At 63.3% G+C, this 18371-nt stretch carries 16 protein-coding genes; 6 read left to right on the top strand and 10 right to left on the bottom strand.

What is annotated here, in order from left to right; translation table 11 throughout:
* Positions 1-8 precede the first annotated feature (8 nt).
* The 7 genes from AB688_RS19305 to gloB form a co-directional block, all read right to left on the bottom strand.
* A complete protein-coding gene (locus AB688_RS19305; RefSeq protein WP_063545565.1) occupies positions 9-1616 on the bottom strand; it encodes an ABC transporter ATP-binding protein in 1608 nt (535 codons plus the stop codon).
* A 1-nt stretch (position 1617) separates the two neighbouring features.
* Complete coding sequence (locus AB688_RS19300) at positions 1618-2637, bottom strand: ABC transporter permease (RefSeq protein ID WP_054894349.1); 1020 nt, start codon at positions 2635-2637, stop codon at positions 1618-1620.
* Between the two features lies 1 nt (position 2638).
* A complete protein-coding gene (locus AB688_RS19295; RefSeq protein WP_054894348.1) occupies positions 2639-3712 on the bottom strand; it encodes a microcin C ABC transporter permease YejB in 1074 nt (357 codons plus the stop codon).
* A 1-nt stretch (position 3713) separates the two neighbouring features.
* Positions 3714-5555 carry an extracellular solute-binding protein gene (locus AB688_RS19290; RefSeq protein WP_054894347.1) on the bottom strand — a complete coding sequence of 614 codons (1842 nt, stop codon included), beginning with the start codon at positions 5553-5555 and terminating at the stop codon, positions 3714-3716.
* Positions 5552-7381 (bottom strand): extracellular solute-binding protein, encoded by a 1830-nt coding sequence (locus AB688_RS19285; RefSeq protein WP_081255288.1) that lies wholly within the window; start codon positions 7379-7381, stop codon positions 5552-5554. Before AB688_RS19285 ends, AB688_RS19290 begins: the two co-directional genes overlap by 4 nt.
* 171 nt (positions 7382-7552) lie before the next feature.
* Positions 7553-8986, bottom strand: a complete 1434-nt coding sequence (locus AB688_RS19280; RefSeq protein WP_054894346.1) for a lytic transglycosylase domain-containing protein — start codon at positions 8984-8986, stop codon at positions 7553-7555.
* Positions 8987-9086: 100 nt separating this feature from the next.
* Complete coding sequence (gene gloB / locus AB688_RS19275; RefSeq protein ID WP_063545564.1) at positions 9087-9866, bottom strand: hydroxyacylglutathione hydrolase; 780 nt, start codon at positions 9864-9866, stop codon at positions 9087-9089.
* An 86-nt stretch (positions 9867-9952) separates the two neighbouring features.
* Here gloB and AB688_RS19270 point away from each other — a divergent pair, with 86 nt between their 5' ends.
* The 4 genes from AB688_RS19270 to AB688_RS19255 all read left to right on the top strand — a co-directional run bounded on the left by AB688_RS19270 (position 9953) and on the right by AB688_RS19255 (position 14354).
* Positions 9953-10711: a hypothetical protein gene (locus AB688_RS19270; RefSeq protein WP_063545563.1), complete on the top strand. Its 759-nt coding sequence runs from the start codon at positions 9953-9955 to the stop codon at positions 10709-10711.
* Positions 10712-10757: 46 nt separating this feature from the next.
* Entirely contained in the window at positions 10758-11204 is a 447-nt protein-coding gene (gene rnhA / locus AB688_RS19265; protein WP_054894343.1) for a ribonuclease HI, read from the top strand.
* Positions 11205-11327: 123 nt separating this feature from the next.
* A complete protein-coding gene (gene dnaQ, locus AB688_RS19260) occupies positions 11328-12029 on the top strand; it encodes a DNA polymerase III subunit epsilon (protein ID WP_063546835.1) in 702 nt (233 codons plus the stop codon).
* A 72-nt stretch (positions 12030-12101) separates the two neighbouring features.
* A complete protein-coding gene (locus AB688_RS19255) occupies positions 12102-14354 on the top strand; it encodes an Orn/Lys/Arg decarboxylase N-terminal domain-containing protein (protein ID WP_063545562.1) in 2253 nt (750 codons plus the stop codon).
* Here the strand turns inward: AB688_RS19255 and AB688_RS19250 are convergent.
* Positions 14338-14556 (bottom strand): hypothetical protein, encoded by a 219-nt coding sequence (locus tag AB688_RS19250; protein WP_054894341.1) that lies wholly within the window; start codon positions 14554-14556, stop codon positions 14338-14340. The two genes, AB688_RS19255 and AB688_RS19250, sit on opposite strands and share 17 nt — an antisense overlap.
* 156 nt (positions 14557-14712) lie before the next feature.
* On the opposite strand from AB688_RS19250, the gene AB688_RS19245 reads away from it, so the two are divergent.
* Positions 14713-15273, top strand: coding sequence for an NADPH-dependent FMN reductase (locus AB688_RS19245; protein ID WP_054894340.1), 561 nt, complete (start codon positions 14713-14715; stop codon positions 15271-15273).
* A gap of 81 nt (positions 15274-15354) precedes the next feature.
* On the opposite strand, the gene phnX is transcribed toward AB688_RS19245, so the two are convergent.
* Together phnX and AB688_RS19235 are read right to left on the bottom strand one after the other, a co-directional pair.
* Positions 15355-16182 carry a phosphonoacetaldehyde hydrolase gene (gene phnX / locus AB688_RS19240; RefSeq protein WP_063545561.1) on the bottom strand — a complete coding sequence of 276 codons (828 nt, stop codon included), beginning with the start codon at positions 16180-16182 and terminating at the stop codon, positions 15355-15357.
* A gap of 35 nt (positions 16183-16217) precedes the next feature.
* The gene (locus AB688_RS19235) at positions 16218-17324 is read right to left on the bottom strand and encodes a 2-aminoethylphosphonate--pyruvate transaminase (protein ID WP_063545560.1); all 1107 of its coding nucleotides are present in this window, start codon (positions 17322-17324) and stop codon (positions 16218-16220) included.
* Positions 17325-17434: 110 nt separating this feature from the next.
* Between AB688_RS19235 and AB688_RS19230 the strand changes: the two genes are divergently transcribed.
* On the top strand, positions 17435-18337 hold the full coding sequence (locus tag AB688_RS19230) for a LysR substrate-binding domain-containing protein (RefSeq protein ID WP_063545559.1): 903 nt from the start codon (positions 17435-17437) through the stop codon (positions 18335-18337).
* The last annotated feature ends 34 nt before the right edge of the window (positions 18338-18371 follow it).

The following is an 18371-nucleotide window of genomic DNA, read 5'->3' as shown; positions in this document are numbered from 1 at the left end:
CAAAGGGATCAACTGTTCGCCGTCTCCAGAAACGCCGCCTCCAGCAACTGACGCGTATACGGATGCTGCGGCGCATGGAAGATCTCCTGCGCATCGCCTTGCTCCACCACGTGCCCGTGCTTGATCACCATCAATTGGTGACTCAACGCCTTGACCACCGCCAGGTCATGGCTGATGAACAGGTACGTCAGGTTGTACTTCAACTGCAGGTTGCGCAGCAGCTCCACGACCTGGCGCTGTACGGTGCGGTCCAGCGCCGAGGTCGGTTCGTCCAGCAGGATCAATGCCGGCTTCAACACCAGTGCCCGGGCGATCGCGATCCGCTGTCGCTGCCCGCCAGAGAACTCGTGCGGATACCGGTGCCGTGTGCGCGGGTCCAGCCCCACTTCCTCCAGCGCCGCAATGATCGCGGCTTCCTGCTCGGCGGGGGTGCCGATCTTGTGAATCCGCAAGCCCTCGCCAACGATATCGGCCACGCACATGCGCGGGCTCAGACTGCCGAACGGGTCCTGGAACACCACCTGCATTTCGCGGCGCAGCGGCCGCACTTCCTGCTGCTTCAGCCCTTCCAGCGACTGCCCGTGGAAGCGAATCCCACCCTGGCTTGCGATCAAGCGCAGGATCGCCAGCCCCAATGTCGATTTGCCGGATCCGCTCTCACCAACGATCCCCAGGGTTTGCCCCTGCGGGAGGCTGAAATTGATCCCGTCGACGGCTTTCACATGATCGACAGTGCGGCGCAGCAGGCCCTTCTTGATCGGGAACCACACCTTCAGGTCGTTGACTTCCAGCAGCGGTTTGCCGATCGCGTTCGCCGCCGGGCCACCGCTGGGTTCGGCATTGATCAGCATCTGCGTATAGGGGTGCTGCGGGGCCTTGAACAGTGTCTCGCAGTCGGCCTGTTCGACGATCTTGCCGCACTGCATCACACACACGCGGTGGGCGATACGCCGCACCAGGTTGAGGTCGTGGCTGATCAGCAGCAGCGCCATGCCCAGGCGCGCCTGCAGGGACTTGAGCAAATCGAGAATCTTGAGCTGCACGGTGACGTCGAGCGCGGTGGTGGGCTCGTCGGCGATCAGCAGTTCGGGTTCGTTGGCCAGGGCCATGGCGATCATCACGCGCTGGCGCTGGCCGCCGGAAAGCTCATGGGGCAGGGCCTTGAGGCGCTTCTTCGGGTCGGGGATGCCCACCAGTTCGAGCAGCTCCAGGGTGCGGGCGGTGGCCTGCTTGCCGGTGAGGCCTTTGTGCAGCAGGAGGATCTCGTTGATCTGCTTCTCGATGCAATGCAGCGGGTTCAACGAGGTCATCGGCTCCTGGAAAATCATCGCGATGCGATTGCCGCGGATGCGCTGCATGGGCTTCTCGCCCAGGTGCAGGAGGTCCTTGCCGTCGTAGTGGATGGTGCCGCTGGGGTGGCGTGCAAGCGGGTAGGGCAGCAGGCGCAGGATCGAGTGGGCGGTGACCGATTTTCCCGAGCCGCTCTCACCGACCAGGGCGAGGGTCTCGCCCTTGCGGATGTCGAAACTGATGCCATCGACCACGCGGTTGACCTGCTCGCCGGTGACGAACTCCACCGCCAGGTCGCGCACTTCGATCAGGGTGTCTTGGCTCATGTCATTTCCTCGGGTCGAAGGCATCGCGGGCGGATTCGCCGATGAACACCAGCAGGCTCAGCATGACGGCCAGCACGGCGAAGGCGCTGATGCCCAGCCACGGCGCCTGCAGGTTGGACTTGCCCTGGGCGACCAGTTCGCCCAGCGACGGCGAGCCGGCGGGCAAGCCGAAGCCGAGGAAGTCGAGGGCGGTGAGGGTGCCGATGGCGCCAGTGAGGATGAATGGCATGAAGGTCATGGTCGAGATCATGGCGTTGGGCAGGATGTGGCGGAACATGATCGGGCCGTTGCGCATACCCAGGGCGCGGGCGGCGCGCACGTACTCGAGGTTGCGTCCGCGCAGGAACTCGGCGCGCACGACATCCACCAGGCTCATCCATGAGAACAGCAGCATGATGCCGAGCAACCACCAGAAGTTGGGCTGCACGAAGCTTGCGAGGATGATCAACAGGTAGAGCACCGGCAGGCCCGACCAGATTTCCAGGAAACGCTGGCCAGCCAGGTCCACCCAGCCGCCATAGAAGCCCTGCAGGGCACCGGCGATGACGCCGACGATGGAGCTGGCGATGGTCAGCGTCAGGGCGAACAGCACCGAGACGCGGAATCCGTAGATCACCCGGGCGAGCACGTCGCGCCCCTGGTCGTCGGTGCCGAGCAGGTTGTCGGCCGAAGGCGGCGCGGGGGCAGGGACCTTCAGGTCGTAGTTGATGCTCTGGTAGCTGAACGGGATCGGCGCCCACAGCACGAAGCTGTCCTTTTTTTCCAGCAGTTCGCGGATATAGGGGCTCTTGTAGTTGGCTTCCAGCGGGAATTCGCCGCCGAAGGTGGTTTCCGGGTAGCGCTTGAACGCCGGGAAGTACCACTCGCCGTCGTAGCGCACGGCGATGGGCTTGTCGTTGGCGATCAGCTCGGCACCCAGGCTCAGGCCGAACAGGATCAGGAACAGCCACAGCGACCACCATCCGCGACGGTTGGCCTTGAAGCGCTCGAAGCGCCGGCGGTTCAGGGGAGAGAGGGCCATGTCAGTGCTCCCGGCTGGCGAAGTCGATGCGCGGATCGACCAGGGTGTAGGTGAGGTCGCCGATCAGTTTCACCACCAGCCCCAGCAGGGTGAAGATGAACAGGGTGCCGAACACCACCGGGTAGTCGCGGTTGATGGCCGCTTCGAAACTCATCAGGCCCAGGCCGTCGAGAGAGAAAATCACCTCGATCAGCAGGGAGCCGGTGAAGAAGATACCGATGAACGCCGACGGAAAGCCTGCGATCACCAGCAGCATGGCGTTGCGGAATACATGGCCGTAGAGCACGCGGTTGCGGCTCAGGCCCTTGGCCTTGGCGGTGATCACGTACTGCTTGTTGATCTCGTCGAGGAAGCTGTTCTTGGTCAGCAGGGTCATGGTGGCGAAGTTGCCGATCACCAGCGCGGTGATCGGCAGCACCAGGTGCCAGAAGTAGTCCATCACCTTGCCGGTGGTGGACAGCTCGTCGAAGTTGTTCGACGTCAGGCCCCGGAGCGGGAACCAGTCGAAATAGCTGCCACCGGCGAACAGCACGATCAGCAGGATGGCGAAGAGGAACGCGGGGATGGCGTAGCCGACGATGATCGCCGAGCTGGTCCAGACGTCGAAGTGGCTGCCATGGCGCACCGCCTTGGCAATCCCTAGCGGGATCGACACCAGGTACATGATCAGTGTGCTCCACAACCCCAGCGAGATCGACACGGGCATCTTCTCGGCGATCAGGTCGATGACCTTGGCATCGCGGAAGAAGCTGTCGCCGAAGTCGAGCTGGGCGTAGTTCTTGACCATGATCCACAACCGCTCCGGGGCTGACTTGTCGAAGCCGTACATGCGTTCGATTTCAGCGACCAGCGCCGGGTCCAGGCCTTGGGCGCCGCGGTAGTTGGAGCCGGCTACCGATACTTCGGCACCGCCGCCGGCAATGCGGCTGGTGGCGCCATCGAAGCCTTCGAGCTTGGCGATCATCTGCTCGACCGGGCCACCGGGGGCGGCCTGGACGATGATGAAGTTGATGATGAGGATGCCGAACAGGGTCGGGATGATCAGCAGCAGGCGGCGCAGAATGTAGGCAAGCATGTCAGTTCGCCTCGTCCACGAGTGGCACGCGCGCTTCGCTGACGGCCGGGGTCACGTCAGGCTTGATCCACCAGGTGTCGATGCCGATATCGTATTTGGGTGACACCTTCGGATGGCCAAGGTGGTTCCAGTAGGCGACCCGCCAGGTCTTGATGTGCCAGTTGGGAATGACGTAGTAGCCCCACAGCAGTACACGGTCCAGCGCGCGGGTGTGGGCGACCAGGCTCTGGCGCGAGTCGGCATTGATCAGGTCTTCGACCAGTTGGTCGATGGCCGGGTCGCGCAGGCCGATGGTGTTGCGGCTGCCCGAGCGGTCGGCGGCAGCGCTGGTCCAGTACTCGCGCTGTTCGTTGCCCGGCGAGTTGGATTGCGGGAAGCCGCCGACGATCATGTCGAAGTCGCGCGAGCGCAGGCGCGTGATGTATTGCGAGACGTCGACGCGACGGATGGTCAGGTCGATGCCCAGGTCGGCGAGGTTGCGCTTGAACGGCAGCAGGATGCGTTCGAACTCGGTCTGTGCCAGGAGAAACTCGATCGACACCGGCTTGCCCTGGGCGTCGACCATCTTGTCGTTCTCGATCTTCCAACCGGCGTCCATCAACAACTGGTAAGCCTTGCGTTGCTGCTCGCGAATCATGCCGCTGCCGTCGGTGACGGGATTGTGGAACGCCTCGCTGAAGACCTGCTCGGGGATCTTGCCGCGCAGCGGCTCGAGAATCTTCAACTCGTCGGCGGAGGGGAGGCCCGTAGCGGCCATCTCGGAGTTTTCGAAGTAGCTGCCGGTGCGGGTATAGGCACCGTTGAACAGCTGCTTGTTGGTCCATTCGTAATCGAGCAGCAGGCTCAGGGCCTGGCGCACGCGGATGTCCTGGAACACGGGCTTGCGCAGGTTGAAGATGAAGCCCTGCATGCCGACCGGATTGCCGTTGGGCAACTCTTCCTTGATCAGACGCCCGTCGCGCACCGCAGGGACGTTGTAGGCGGTGGCCCAGTTCTTCGCGCTGACTTCCAGGGCATAGTCGAACTGCCCGGCCTTAAGCGCCTCGAGGGCGACGGCAGTGTCGCGGTAGGAGTCGAAGGTCATGGCGTCGAAGTTGAACATGCCGCGGTTGATCGGCAGGTCCTTGGCCCAGTAGTCCTTGACCCGCTCGTAACGGATCGAGCGTCCGGCCTTGACCTCGGCGACCTTGTACGGGCCGCTGCCCAGCGGGATCTCAAGGTTGCCGCGGGTGAAGTCGCGAGTCTCGTACCAATGCTTGGGCAGCACTGGCAACTGGCCCAGGATCAGTGGCAGTTCGCGGTTGTTGCTGTGCTTGAACTTGAACAAGACGCGCAGCGGGTCCTCGACGATCACCTCGGAGACATCACCGTAGTACTGGCGGTACAACGGCGCACCCTGCTGGGTGAGGGCGTTGAAGCTGAACACGACGTCTTCGGCGCGGATGGGGTGGCCGTCATGGAAGCGTGCTTCAGGTCGCAGGTAGAAGCGTACCCAGCTGTTGTCAGGGGCCTTCTCGATCTTGCCGGCGACCAGCCCGTACTCGGTGAAGGGCTCGTCCAGGCTCTGGCGCATCAGGGTGTCGTAGATGATGCTGATGTTGTCGGCCGATACGCCCTTGTTGATGAAGGGGTTGAGGCTGTCGAAACCGCCGAAGCTGGACTGGCGGAAGGTCCCGCCCTTGGGGGCATCGGGATTGACGTAGTCGAAATGCTTGAAGTCGGCGGGGTACTTGGGCGGTTCGTCGTAGAGCGTCAGGGCGTGTTGCGGGGCGGCCAGCGCGGGTAGGCTCAGGCAGGCGAGCAACAGGCTGCAGGCCAGGCGCAGGCGAGGCGTCGGCATCATTTGGCTTTCTCCGAAGTCTTGAGCCACCAGCTGTTCAGGCCCAGGGTGTAGGGCGGCGTGGTGACGAAGGCGAACCGGTTGCGGTAGGCCAGGCGATGGTTGTCCAGGTACCAGTTGGGAATCATGTAGTAGTGCCACGACAGCACCCGGTCCAGCGCGCGCGCAGCGGCGACCTGATCATCGCGGGTGCGGGCGGCCATGAGCGTGTCGAGCAGGTGATCGACCACAGGGTCCTTGATGCCCGCGTAGTTCTTGCTGCCCTTGACGGTGGCCTGGCTCGAGTGGAAGTACTGCCACTGCTCGAGGCCGGGGCTGAGTGTCTGGTTCAGGGTCATCAGGATCATGTCGAAGTCGAATTGGTCCAGCCGTTGTTTGTACTGGGCTCGGTCTACCGTGCGCAAGCGCGCGTCGATGCCGATGCTGGACAGATTTTCGACATAAGGTTGCAGGATGCGTTCCAGATTAGGGTTTACCAGCAGCAACTCCAGGCGCAACTGGCGGCCTTTGGTGTCGACCAGGCGCTGGCCGTCGAGCTTCCAGCCGGCTTCGCCGAGCAGGCCCAGGGCCGTGCGCAAGGTCTGGCGGTCGATGCCGCGCCCGTCGGTCTGGCTGACCTGGTAGGGCTCGGTGAAGAGCTTGGCGGGTAACTGTTCGCGAAACGGTGAGAGCAGCAGCCATTCCTTGCCGGTGGGCAGCCCGCTGGCGGTGAATTCACTGTTGGGGTAGTAACTGGTCGAGCGACGGTAGGCACTGCTGAACAGGGCACGGTTGGTCCACTCGAAATCGAGCATCAGCCCCAGCGCCTGGCGTACCTTCGGGTCGGCGAAGGCGTCGCGGCGGGTGTTCATGAACAGACCCTGGGTCTGGGTCGGGATCCGGTGCGGGATCTGTGCCTTGATCACATCGCCACGGCGGATCGCCGGGAAGTTGTAGCCGTTGGCCCAGTTCTTGGCCTGGTGTTCGATGTAGATGTCGAACTCGCCAGCCTTGAACGCTTCGAAGGCCACGGTCGCGTCACGATAGAACTCGAACTCCACGCGGTTGAAGTTGTACTTGCCGCGGTTGACCGGCAAATCCTTGCCCCAGTAGTTCTTCACCCGGCTGAATACCAGGCGTCGACCGGGTTGTACCTCGGTGATGCGGTACGGACCGCTGCCCAGCGGAGGCTCGAAGGTGGTGGCCTTGAAGTCTCGATCTTGCCAGTAGTGCTTGGGCAGTACTGGCATTTCGCCCAAGCGCAGGATCAGCAGCGGATTGCCGGCGCGCTTGAAGACGAAGCGGATGCGCAACGGCCCCAGGATGTCGACGCGCTGCACTTCCTGCAGGTTGGTGCGGTACAGCGGATGGCCTTCCTTGAGCAGGGTGCGGTAGGAGAACGCCACGTCGGCCGAGGTGATGGGTTGCCCGTCATGAAAACGCGCCTCGGGACGCAGGTTGAACACCACCCAACTGCGGTCTTCGCTGTACTCCACCGAGCGGGCGATCAGGCCGTAGCTTGAGGTCGGTTCGTCGCCGGAAGGGTCGTATTGGCCTGTGCCGACCATCAAGGTCTCGTTCAGCTCGTTGACGCCGTACTGCTGGAAATTCGGCGTCGAAACGGGGCTGGTGCCCTTGAAGGTGTAGGGGTTGAGCGTGTCGAAGGTACCGAATGCCATGGCCCGCAAGGTTCCGCCTTTAGGCGCCTGCGGATTGACCCAGTCGAAATGGGTGAACGTGGCCGGGTACTTGAGCGTGCCGAACTGCGCATACCCGTGGCTTTCGGTCACGGTCGCGACTGCGGGGAAGCTCAAGGCCAGGCTCAGTGACAGGAGGAGGGGTCTTATCAAGTCTGGAATCCGGTCAAGGCGGCGTTGGGCTTGGTCCGGCGTACAGTAACAGCTTGTCTGGAATGGAAAAAGGGTATGGCGGGGGCGGTTGTGGAAGCGGGCTGGCGCCGCGAAAAGACACCGCGGTGCATGGCGCCGGCTCGCCGCCCTGACAAGCCCGCGCCTACGCAGTCAGCGCGTCAGGTAGACGGTGAGGGTCTGGCCGGGCTTGAGTGCCTGGCCGCTGCGCGGGTTCCAGCGCTTGAGGTGTTTCATCTCGACGTTGAACCGTTTGGCCACCAGATAGTACGAGTCGCCCTTGCGTACCTTGTACTGGGTGGAGCGCTGCTTGGCTGCCGCGACGCGGTTGGCTGAGGCGCTCGGCGCGTTACCGCCACGCAGGGCCAGAACCTGGCCGACTTTCAGGTTGCTGCCCGACAGGCGATTCCAGCGCTGGATGTCCTTGACCGACACACGGTTGGCCTTGGCGATGGCGCCCAGGTTGTCGCCGCGCTTGACTCGGTAACTGCTGGTTGCGGCCGGTGCCTTGGCCTCGGCGAGGGCGGCCTGGAACACGGCCTTGTTCGGTTGCAGGCTGACCAGTTGCTCGGGCTTGAGGTTGGACAAGCTGCTGGTCAGCAGTTGCGCCTTGGCGGTAGGAACGAGCAGTTGCTGCGGGCCATCGACCGTCATGCGTTTCTTGAACGCGGGGTTGAGCTGGATCAGTTCGTCTTCGTCGATATTGGCGAAGGCGGCGACGCGGGTCAGGTCGAGGCGCTCGTTGATGGCGACGGCTTCGAAGTAGGGCTCGTTGGCGATGGGGCTGAGGTTGACGCCATAGGCCTGTGGTGTCAGGACCACCTGCGACAGCGCCAGCAGCTTGGGCACGTAGTCGCGGGTCTCCTGAGGCAGCGGCAGGTTCCAGTAGTCGGTGGGCAGGCCGAGGCGTTCGTTGCGTTCGATCGCCCGGCTGACAGTGCCTTCACCAGCGTTGTAGGCGGCCAGGGCCAGCAGCCAGTCGCCATTGAACATGTCGTGCAGGCGGGTCAGGTAGTCCAGCGCGGCGTTGGTGGAAGCGGTGATGTCGCGACGACCGTCGTAGAAGTTGGTCTGGCGCAGGTTGAAGTGGCGCCCGGTGGACGGGATGAATTGCCACATGCCTGCCGCGTGGGCGCGGGAGTAGGCCATCGGGTTGTAGGCGCTTTCGATGGCCGGCAGCAGCGCCAGCTCAAGAGGCATGTCGCGTTCTTCGAGGCGCTCGACGATGTAGTGCAGGTAGAGGCTGCCACGCTCGCCGGCGTTCTCGAGGAAGCTCGGGTTGCTGGCGAACCACAGGCGCTGTTGCTCGATACGCGGGTTGACGTCGATGCTGTCTTGCAGGGCGAAGCCCTGGCGCATGCGCTCCCAGACATCCTCGGGCGCTTTTTGCTCGGCCGGCTTGATCATCAGCGGCGCTGGTTTGTGCTTGATCCGGGCCTGGTAGTTGTGTGCGCGAACGCTGTCGGATTCGTCGACCTGACGGGTGCTCTGGCAGCCCACGAGGGTGGCGGCCAAAGCGAGTGCGCTGACCTGGGCCAGGCGCGTCAGGGCGGCGGAATGAGCGGTGCGGCGGCTACGGGAAGACATCGGCGGACACGGTTTTCCGGGCAAAAAATTTCGGCGATTCTAGAAACCGCATCCAGTCGGGTCAACCTTGGATGTCATCCTGCGATATATCGTGAGGTTATCAGAAGCCGTCTTTCCAAGACCTCAAGGCAGCAAAAACAGCGGGTTGGGATTCGTTTGAATGTCCCTTCCATTCGTCTGCTTTTTGTTTAACGGATGTTTCAGTTGTGCGAAGAAACGGATTGGTCAAACGCTCCAGGCCGATGGTCGAGGGCAGGGTGATGCGATTGTCGGCGCGCAGGCGGGTAACCGCTTCGAAGCGTTGGATAACATGCGGGTTATCCGGCTCCACAGCCTTGGCAAAGCGCAGGTTGCTCAGGGTGTATTCGTGGGCGCAGTAGACGGCGGTGGCCTCGGGTAGCGCGGCCAGGCGCTGCAGGGCCGGTTGCATCTGTTCGGGTGTGCCTTCGAACATTCGCCCGCAACCGGCGGCGAACAGGGTGTCGCCGCTGAACAGCAGCGGGGTCGGTGTTTTTGCACTGTAATAAGCAATATGGCCGAGGGTGTGGCCAGGTACGGCAAGCACCTCGAAGGTCACGCCCAGCGCCGTCACGGTGTCGCCGTCGTCCAGCGCCACGTCGCGGCTCGGAATGCGTTCGTTGGCCGGGCCGTAGACCTTGGCACCGGTCGCCTGCTTGAGTTGTTCCACACCGCCGACATGGTCGTTGTGGTGGTGGGTGATGAGGATGTCGGTGAGCGTCCAGTCGGTGTGTGCCTGCAGCCACTGCAGCACCGGTTTGGCGTCGCCGGGGTCGACCACCGCGCACTGGCGTTTGGCAGTATCCTGTAACAACCAGATGTAGTTGTCGGAGAAAGCGGGAAGGGCATCGATCTGTATCATGGCGCGGATCCGAATCATCTGGCGTGGGACATGAAGGCATCTTAGCTGCGATGGCGTGGCTGAAGAAACCTTCGAGGGAGAATGCAATGACCGACCAAGCCTTTGCCCAGGCCGACCCCGAGTGGGTGGAGCTGATCAGCCTGGCCCGTGACTGGTTCGCCGGGCCCATCGGGCAACTGATGCTCAAGGAGGAAGAAAAACTGCTCGAGGATGAGCTGGGCCGCTTCTTCGGCGGTTTTCTCGTGCACTATGGGCCGAGCGCCGATACACCGCCCAGCGCGCCGCAGGTGCAACGCACGGTGCGCCTCGGCGCGCCATTGCCGGGTGTGGAGATCGTCTGCGAGGAACAGGCCTGGCCGTTGTCCGAGCATGCGGCTGATGTGGTGGTGCTGCAGCATGGCCTGGATTTCAGCCTCTCGCCCCACGGTCTGTTGCGCCAGGCTGCCAGCGCGGTGCGCCCGGGCGGGCACCTGCTGATCGTTGGCATCAACCCCTGGAGCGCCTGGGGGGCGCGGCACTTTTTCGGCCGCGGGGCGCTGCGCAAGGCGCGCTGCATCTCGCCGTCGCGGGTCGGCGATTGGCTCAACCTGCTGGGCTTCGCGCTGGAGAAACGCCGCTTCGGGTGCTATCGTCCGCCGCTTTCCTCCCCGGTCTGGCAACAACGCCTGGCGGGGTGGGAGCGGATGGCCGGGGGATTGCAGACCGCGGGCGGGGGTGTTTACCTGCTGGTGGCGCGCAAGATGGTGGTTGGCCTGCGACCGCTGCCCATGGAGCGCCGGGAGCCGATGGGCAAGCTTTTGCCCCTGCCGCTGGCCAAGGTCAATCGTCGTCACAGCGAGCCCTGACCGCGCCGTCCATGGTCGATAACCTGCAAGCGAACGAAGGCGGTACATGAGCGATAGCGTCGAGATCTACACCGATGGTGCCTGCAAGGGCAACCCTGGCCTGGGCGGCTGGGGCGCCCTGATCGTCTACAAGGGCGTCGAGAAGGAGCTGTGGGGCGGCGAGCGCGACACCACCAACAACCGCATGGAGCTCATGGCTGCGATCTGCGCGCTGATGGCGCTCAAGCGCGAATGCGAAGTGGTGCTGACCACCGACTCGCAATATGTGATGAAGGGCATCACCGAGTGGATGGCCAACTGGAAAAAGCGCGGCTGGAAGACCGCTGCCAAGGAGCCGGTGAAGAATGCCGACCTCTGGCAGTTGCTCGATGAACAGGTCAACCGGCACAAGGTGACCTGGAAGTGGGTGCGCGGGCATATCGGGCATCCGGGTAACGAGCGCGCCGACATGCTGGCCAACCGCGGGGTGGATGAGCTTCGCGCCAAGCGTTGAGGCACCTGCAAAGCCAGTGGCCTGTTTGATGTATACTCGCCCCCTTTCCCAGAAGTCGCTTGGAGCCCCCGCGTGGAGCAGCAGAACACCCGACTGATCGTCCTCGATACCGAAACTACTGGTATGCCGGTCAGCGAAGGCCACCGGATCATCGAGATCGGTTGCGTCGAGGTCATTGGCCGACGCCTGACCGGGCGCAACTTCCACGTCTACCTGCAGCCAGACCGCGAGAGTGACGAGGGCGCCATTGGCGTTCACGGCATCACCGACGCGTTCCTGGTCGGCAAGCCGCGTTTCGCCGATGTGGCCGATGAGTTCTTCGAGTACATCCAGGGCGCGCAACTGGTCATCCACAACGCGGCGTTCGACGTTGGCTTCATCAACAACGAATTCGCCTTGATGGGCCGCCAGGACCGCGCCGACATCTCCCAGCACTGCACCATCCTCGACACCCTGATGATGGCGCGCTCGCGCCATCCGGGCCAGCGCAACAGCCTCGATGCGTTGTGCAAGCGCTACGGCATCGACAACTCTGGCCGTGACCTGCACGGGGCGCTGCTCGACTCGGAACTGCTTGCCGACGTCTATCTGGCGATGACCGGTGGCCAGACCAGCCTGTCGCTGGCCGGCCAGGGCGCTGAAGACAACGAAGGGCAGGGCGGCAATGGTAGCGAGATCCGCCGTATCGTCGGGCGTCAGCCGGGGCGGGTGATCATGGCCAGCGAAGAGGAGCTCGAGGCACATGCCGAGCGTCTGGCGGCGATCGCCAAGTCGGCGGGGGCACCGGCAATGTGGCAGGCACTGACCGAAACGCCAGCAGGCTGACACCGCCCATACAGTTGCCCTGAGGCTCGACTACCCTGAAATGGACACGCGTCCTTTGGAGGTAGCGGCCTGATGTACAAGGACCTGAAGTTTCCCATCCTCATTGTCCACCGTGCGATCAAGGCCGACAGCGTCGCCGGTGAGCGCATACGGGGTATCGCCGAGGAGCTCAAGCAGGATGGCTTCGCCATCCTCGCCGCCGCCGACCATGCCGAAGCGCGTCTGGTCGCCGCTACCCACCACGGCCTGGCCTGCATGCTGATCGCCGCCGAAGGCGTCGGTGACAATATCCATCTGCTGCAGAACATGGCCGAGCTGATCCACCTGGCGCGGCTGCGTGCACCGGATCTGCCGATCTTTGCCTTGGGTGAGCAGGTTACCCTCGAAAATGCCCCTGCCGAGGCGATGAGCGAGCTGAACCAGTTGCGTGGCATCCTCTACCTGTTCGAAGACACTGTGCCTTTCCTGGCCCGGCAGGTGGCGAGGGCTGCGCACAATTATCTCGACGGCCTGCTGCCTCCCTTCTTCAAGGCGTTGGTGCAGCACACTGCGCAATCGAACTATTCCTGGCACACGCCTGGCCACGGTGGTGGCGTGGCATATCGCAAGAGCCCGGTGGGTCAGGCCTTTCACCAGTTCTTCGGTGAGAACACCCTGCGCTCGGACCTCTCGGTCTCGGTGCCGGAGCTGGGGTCGTTGCTCGATCACACCGGGCCGCTGGCCGAGGCCGAGGCCAGGGCTGCGCGCAATTTTGGTGCCGATCATACGTTCTTCGTCATCAATGGCACTTCGACCGCCAACAAGATCGTCTGGCATGCCATGGTCGCGCGTGATGACCTGGTGCTGGTGGACCGCAACTGCCACAAGTCGGTGGTGCATGCGATCATCATGACCGGTGCCATCCCGTTGTACCTGTGCCCGGAGCGCAACGAACTGGGCATCATAGGGCCGATCCCGCTCAACGAGTTCAGCCGTGAGTCGATCGAGTCCAAGATCCAGGCCAATCCACTGACCCGTGGCCGCGCGCCGCGCATTCGCCTGGCGGTGGTGACCAACTCCACCTATGACGGTCTGTGCTACCACGCCGGCCAGATCAAGCAGGCCCTGGGCGCGAGTGTCGAGATACTGCATTTCGACGAGGCCTGGTTTGCCTACGCCGCGTTCCACGACTTCTTCAGTGGGCGTTATGCCATGGGCACCGCCCGCGAGGTCGACAGCCCGCTGCTGTTCAGCACGCACTCTACCCACAAGCTACTGGCTGCTTTCAGTCAGGCCTCGATGATCCATGTGAAGGATGGCGCCCTTCGCCAGCTTGATCGCGATCGCTTCAACGAGGCGTTCATGATGCATATATCGACCTCGCCTCAGTACAGCATCCTGGCATCGCTCGATGTTGCCTCGACCATGATGGAAGGCCCGGCCGGGCGATCACTGCTGCAGGAGATGTTCGACGAGGCCCTGAGCTTTCGTCGTGCGCTGGCCAACCTGCGTGCGCACATCGCGACCGATGACTGGTGGTTCAGCATCTGGCAGCCACCGACGGCCGAAGGTATCCAGCGCCTGGCCGCGCAGGACTGGCTGCTGGAGCCCGGCGCCCAGTGGCACGGTTTTGGCGAGGTGGCGCACGACTACGTGCTGCTCGATCCGCTCAAGGTGACCCTGGTGATGCCGGGGCTGACCGCCGAGGGCGTGCTCGGCGAGCATGGGATTCCAGCGGCGGTGGTGAGCAAGTTCCTCTGGGAACGTGGATTGGTGGTAGAGAAGACCGGGCTGTACAGTTTCCTGGTGCTGTTCTCCATGGGGATCACCAAGGGCAAGTGGAGCACACTGCTGACCGAGTTGCTCGAGTTCAAGCGCCACTATGATGCCAATACCGTCCTGCAGCTGTGCCTGCCCAGCGTTGTGGCCGTCGCACCGTTGCGTTATCAGGGGCTGGGCCTGCGCGATCTGTGCGAGCAATTGCACGACTGCTACCGTGCCAACGCTACGGCCAAACAGCTCAAACGCCTGTTCACACGCTTGCCGGAAGTGGCCATGAGCCCAGGGCAGGCTTACGACCGGATGGTGAAGGGGGAGGTCGAGGCGGTGCCGATCGAGCAACTGCTCGGCCGTATCTCGGCGGTGATGCTGGTGCCTTACCCGCCAGGTATTCCGTTGATCATGCCGGGCGAACGATTCACCGAGGCGACCCGTTCGATCCTCGACTACCTGGCCTTCGCTCGAGCCTTCGATAGGGGTTTTCCCGGCTTCGTTGCCGATGTCCATGGCCTGCAGCATGAAGGCGATGGGCCTTACACGGTGGATTGCGTCACGGAATGCGAATGATCTCGACGCCGCTCTGGGCCAGTTCGAAACGGTCTTCACCCAGGTAATTGACCCGGTCGCCGATGGCCAGGCGATAGGTGGTGATCGGCGCGCCAAGGGTGCTGCCGTCCGCCTGCAAGGTCGACTCCTGGAACTCATGCACCGGGTAGATGCGGCCTTCGGCGTCGCGGGCGTGGAATTGGCCGACCAGTACTGCTGCCATGTAGGTTGAAACCTCTGAAATATGGAGAAATATCTGCAGTCATAGACCAGCGAAGGGGGCGGGAAGTTTTCTTGTTACGGAAAAAAACCTCGAGGGTGAAGCAGGGTCATCTATAACTACACAGTTCCCCTTCCCCAGCAGAGGATGCAAATCGCCATGAGCCAGGTCTATTCGGTAGCGGTCGTTGTCGGCAGCTTGCGCAAGGACTCCTACAACCGCAAGGTGGCTCGCGCCCTTTCGGAGCTGGCGCCGTCCAGCCTTGCGTTGAAAATCATCGAGATCGGTGATCTGCCGTTGTACAACGAGGACGTCGAGGCCGCGGGTGTACCGGCGCCTTGGCAGCGTTTTCGCGACGAGATCCGCCGCAGCGATGCGGTGCTGTTCGTCACTCCGGAGTACAACCGCTCGGTCCCGGGGGCGTTGAAGAACGCCATCGATGTTGGCTCGCGACCTTACGGGCAGAGTGCCTGGGGCGGCAAGCCGACGGCGGTGGCCAGTGTGTCGCCGGGGGCGATCGGTGGCTTTGGTGCCAACCATGCGCTGCGCCAATCGCTGGTCTTTCTCGACATGCCCTGCATGCAGATGCCCGAAGCCTACATCGGAGGCGCGGCGACACTGTTCGACGAGGCGGGCAAGCTCAGTGACAAGACTCGGCCGTTCCTGCAGGCATTCATTGATCGGTTTGCCGCGTGGGTGAAGCTCAATAGGGCGGTGTGATAGCGCTCGCTGTCCTTTTCGCGGGCAATTCGCAGCGGCGAGCCGCTGCGAATTGCCCGCCAGTGAGTCACCGCCAGGCCATCAGACCCCCTGCGGCATCTCCCCCTTGGCCAGTCGCCGATTGATATCGGCAACCACCTCCGGCAGCTCGTTGATGGTGTCGATCAAGTAATGCGGTCGCGAGCCCTCGAACAGCGCATGGATCCGCTTGCGTTCCTCCTCCAGTCTTTCGGCACCCAGCGCCTGGTATTGCTCCCAGGTCAGCCCCAGGGCATTGCCCGAGCACACCAGCGCCACGGTCCACATCCCTGCACGACGACCTTCCAGTATGCCCGGCACGGTATCGTCCACCTTCACGCATGCGGCGACATCGTCGATGCCCAGGGCAATCACGTTGGCCAGAGCCTGGGCCGGCCATGGGCGACCATTGGGCGTTTCGTCGGTTGCCACCACGTGGTCGGCGACATAGCCATTGCGTGCTGCCAGCGCTACCACCTTGTCCATCACCACTTTCGGATAGCCCGAGCACGAGCCGATCTTCAGGCCGTCCTTGCGCAGCCCAGTGAGGGTATCCAGTGCACCGGGAATCAGTGCGGAATGCACGGCGATCTTCTCGATCTGCAGAGGCATGAAACGCTCGTAGATGGCCGTGACGTCGTTGTCGGTCGGGGTACGGCCAAACACCTTGCGGTAACGCTCGGCGATTTCCGGCACATCGCACAGGGTGCGGATATGGTCCCATTTGCCCATGCCCATCGGGCCGCGGGCCTCCTCGATGGACACCGCGACATCGAACTCGGCAAAGGCTTCGACGAAGATCTGGGTCGGGGCGAAGGAGCCGAAGTCGACCACGGTACCGGCCCAATCGAGAATGGCGGCTTGCAGTTGGGTGGGGTTGCTGTAGTTCATGTGCACGATTTCCATAAATGGGGTGGGCAAAGAGGTCAGATATCCAGCACTTCCATTTCTCGCAGCACCTGGGCCACGGCATCGACGGCGGCCTGCATGCCTGCCGAACCGACCACACCGATGCAGCCGACGCGGAAGGTTTCGACCTGGGTCAGCTTGCCTGGATAGAGAATGAAACCCTTGGCCTTGACCCGCTCGTAGAAGTCCTTGAACTGGTAGCGGGCGTCCGTGGGTGCGTGGAAGGTGACGATGATCGGCGCCTGGATGTCGGTAGGCAGGAAGCTGCGCAGGCCGATTCTGGCCATGCCGTCGAGCAGGGTCCGGCAGTTGTTGGCGTAGCGTTGGTGCCGCGCTGGCAGACCGCCTTCTTCAGCGTACTGTTGCAGTGCTTCGTGTAGTGCCGCGACCACGTGGGTAGGCGGGGTGAAGCGCCACTGGCCAGTCTTGGCCATATAGGTGTGCTGGTCGTGAAGGTCCATGGCCAGTGAGTGGGCGTTGCCTTCGGCAGCGGCCAGGGCATTTTTCTCGGCGAACACGAAGCCCATCCCAGGCACACCTTCCAGGCATTTGCCGGAGGCGGCGATCAGGGCTTCGAACGGCACCTCACGCGCATCGATGGGCAGGGCGCCGAACGAACTCATGGCATCGATGATCAAGCGTCTGCCGTGGTTTTTGACGACCTGGGCGATTTGGGCGAGCGGGTTGAGAATACCGGTGCTGGTTTCACAGTGGATCAGTGCGACGTGGGTCACGGCCGGGTCGGCGGCGAGCAGGCGGTCGACATCGGCGGCGGTGGTCGGTTGATCCTCGGCGGTTTCGAAGGTGCTGTAATTGCGGTCCAGCACCTTGCAGATCTTTGCCAGGCGCTGGCCGTACGCACCGTTGATCAAAACCAGGACCTTGCCATCACGCGGCACGAGGGTGCCGATGGCCGCTTCCACGGCGAAGGTGCCGCTGCCTTGCAGGGGCACGCAGTGGTGGCTGGCGCTTGCGTCGAGAATCGCCAGCAATTGTTCGCAGACGCTGGCGGTCAGCTGATTGAAGTCACGATCCCACGAGCCCCAGTCCACCAGCATGGCCTGGCGGGTGCGGATCGAAGTGGTCAGTGGGCCGGGGGTCAGCAGAATCGGGGCGCTGGTCATTGCGGTGCTTCCTCGCAGGCAGTGGGCTGAAACGACGGGGCTAGGTTGCAATTCGCTCAATCATCAATCAAATTGTTTGTTGTTATGCCAGCCATAAGTCAGGCCGATAAATGAACCTCTTTCAACTCCGTGCCTTCGATGCCGTCGCCCGCGAGGGCAGCTTCACCCGTGCCGCGGCGCGCCTGTTCATCAGCCAGCCGGCAGTGACCGGACACGTCAAGGCGCTCGAGGAGCATTACCAGATCACCCTGCTGCGCCGCACTGCGCGGCGTGTCGAGCTGACCGAGGAGGGCACGCGTCTGGCGGCCATTACCCGGGCCATGTTCGGGCTGGCCGAAGAGGCCCAGGCGATGCTCGAAGCGAACCGTCAGCTGCTGACCGGGCGTCTGGAGGTCGCAGCAGACGGACCGCACCGGGTCATGCCGATGCTGGCGCTGCTGCGCGCACGCTACCCTGGCATCACCGTCAACCTGCGCCTGGGCAATGCCCAGGAGACCTTGGCGGCGCTGCTGTCCGAGCACGCCGATGTGGCGGTGCTGACCGAGGTGGAACCGCGCAAGGGCCTGTATCTGCAGCGTTTGGGCGAGTCGCACCTGTGCGCTTTGTTGCCGGTCGGTCACCCGTGGGCCGCCGAGCCTGGGGAGCTGGCGCTGAGGGCTCTGGACAAGCAGGTCATGGTGCTGCGTGAGCCCAGTTCGATCACCCGGCAGACCTTCGACCGGGCCTGCGCTGCGGTCCATGTGCAACCCCGAGTGGTGTTGGAGCTGGACAGTCGCGAGGCGGTAACCGAAGCGGTGGCCGCGCAGCTTGGCATCGGGATCGTCTCTTCGGCGGAGGTAGCGCATGATCCACGGGTAGTGGCGCGCCCCATGGCGGGCGCAGGGCTGCTCAACCGGCACATGATCGGCTGCCTGGAGCGGCGTCGCCCGTTGCGCTTGATCCAGGCGTTCCTGGGGTTGGCCAGTATGTCCGAAGAGGACGGGAACAGTTCCGGCTGTGCCCCGCTGAGGTGATTGGCAAGAGTAGTCCTGGTTATCTTCCAGGAAA

The sequence above is a fragment of the Pseudomonas putida genome, assembly GCF_001636055.1.
Lineage (GTDB): Bacteria > Pseudomonadota > Gammaproteobacteria > Pseudomonadales > Pseudomonadaceae > Aquipseudomonas > Aquipseudomonas machongensis.
Note: the sequence above shows the minus strand (reverse complement) of the source record. Positions and strands in the feature narration are given on the sequence as shown.

Coding starts and splice junctions, on each gene's coding strand:
- AB688_RS19305 (WP_063545565.1), bottom strand. CDS start 1,616: ATGAGCCAAGACACCCTGATCGAAGTGCGCGACCTGGCGGTGGAGTTC.
- AB688_RS19300 (WP_054894349.1), bottom strand. CDS start 2,637: ATGGCCCTCTCTCCCCTGAACCGCCGGCGCTTCGAGCGCTTCAAGGCC.
- AB688_RS19295 (WP_054894348.1), bottom strand. CDS start 3,712: ATGCTTGCCTACATTCTGCGCCGCCTGCTGCTGATCATCCCGACCCTG.
- AB688_RS19290 (WP_054894347.1), bottom strand. CDS start 5,555: ATGATGCCGACGCCTCGCCTGCGCCTGGCCTGCAGCCTGTTGCTCGCC.
- AB688_RS19280 (WP_054894346.1), bottom strand. CDS start 8,986: ATGTCTTCCCGTAGCCGCCGCACCGCTCATTCCGCCGCCCTGACGCGC.
- gloB (WP_063545564.1), bottom strand. CDS start 9,866: ATGATACAGATCGATGCCCTTCCCGCTTTCTCCGACAACTACATCTGG.
- AB688_RS19270 (WP_063545563.1), top strand. CDS start 9,953: ATGACCGACCAAGCCTTTGCCCAGGCCGACCCCGAGTGGGTGGAGCTG.
- rnhA (WP_054894343.1), top strand. CDS start 10,758: ATGAGCGATAGCGTCGAGATCTACACCGATGGTGCCTGCAAGGGCAAC.
- dnaQ (WP_063546835.1), top strand. CDS start 11,328: ATGCCGGTCAGCGAAGGCCACCGGATCATCGAGATCGGTTGCGTCGAG.
- AB688_RS19255 (WP_063545562.1), top strand. CDS start 12,102: ATGTACAAGGACCTGAAGTTTCCCATCCTCATTGTCCACCGTGCGATC.
- AB688_RS19250 (WP_054894341.1), bottom strand. CDS start 14,556: ATGGCAGCAGTACTGGTCGGCCAATTCCACGCCCGCGACGCCGAAGGC.
- AB688_RS19245 (WP_054894340.1), top strand. CDS start 14,713: ATGAGCCAGGTCTATTCGGTAGCGGTCGTTGTCGGCAGCTTGCGCAAG.
- phnX (WP_063545561.1), bottom strand. CDS start 16,182: ATGAACTACAGCAACCCCACCCAACTGCAAGCCGCCATTCTCGATTGG.
- AB688_RS19235 (WP_063545560.1), bottom strand. CDS start 17,324: ATGACCAGCGCCCCGATTCTGCTGACCCCCGGCCCACTGACCACTTCG.
- AB688_RS19230 (WP_063545559.1), top strand. CDS start 17,435: ATGAACCTCTTTCAACTCCGTGCCTTCGATGCCGTCGCCCGCGAGGGC.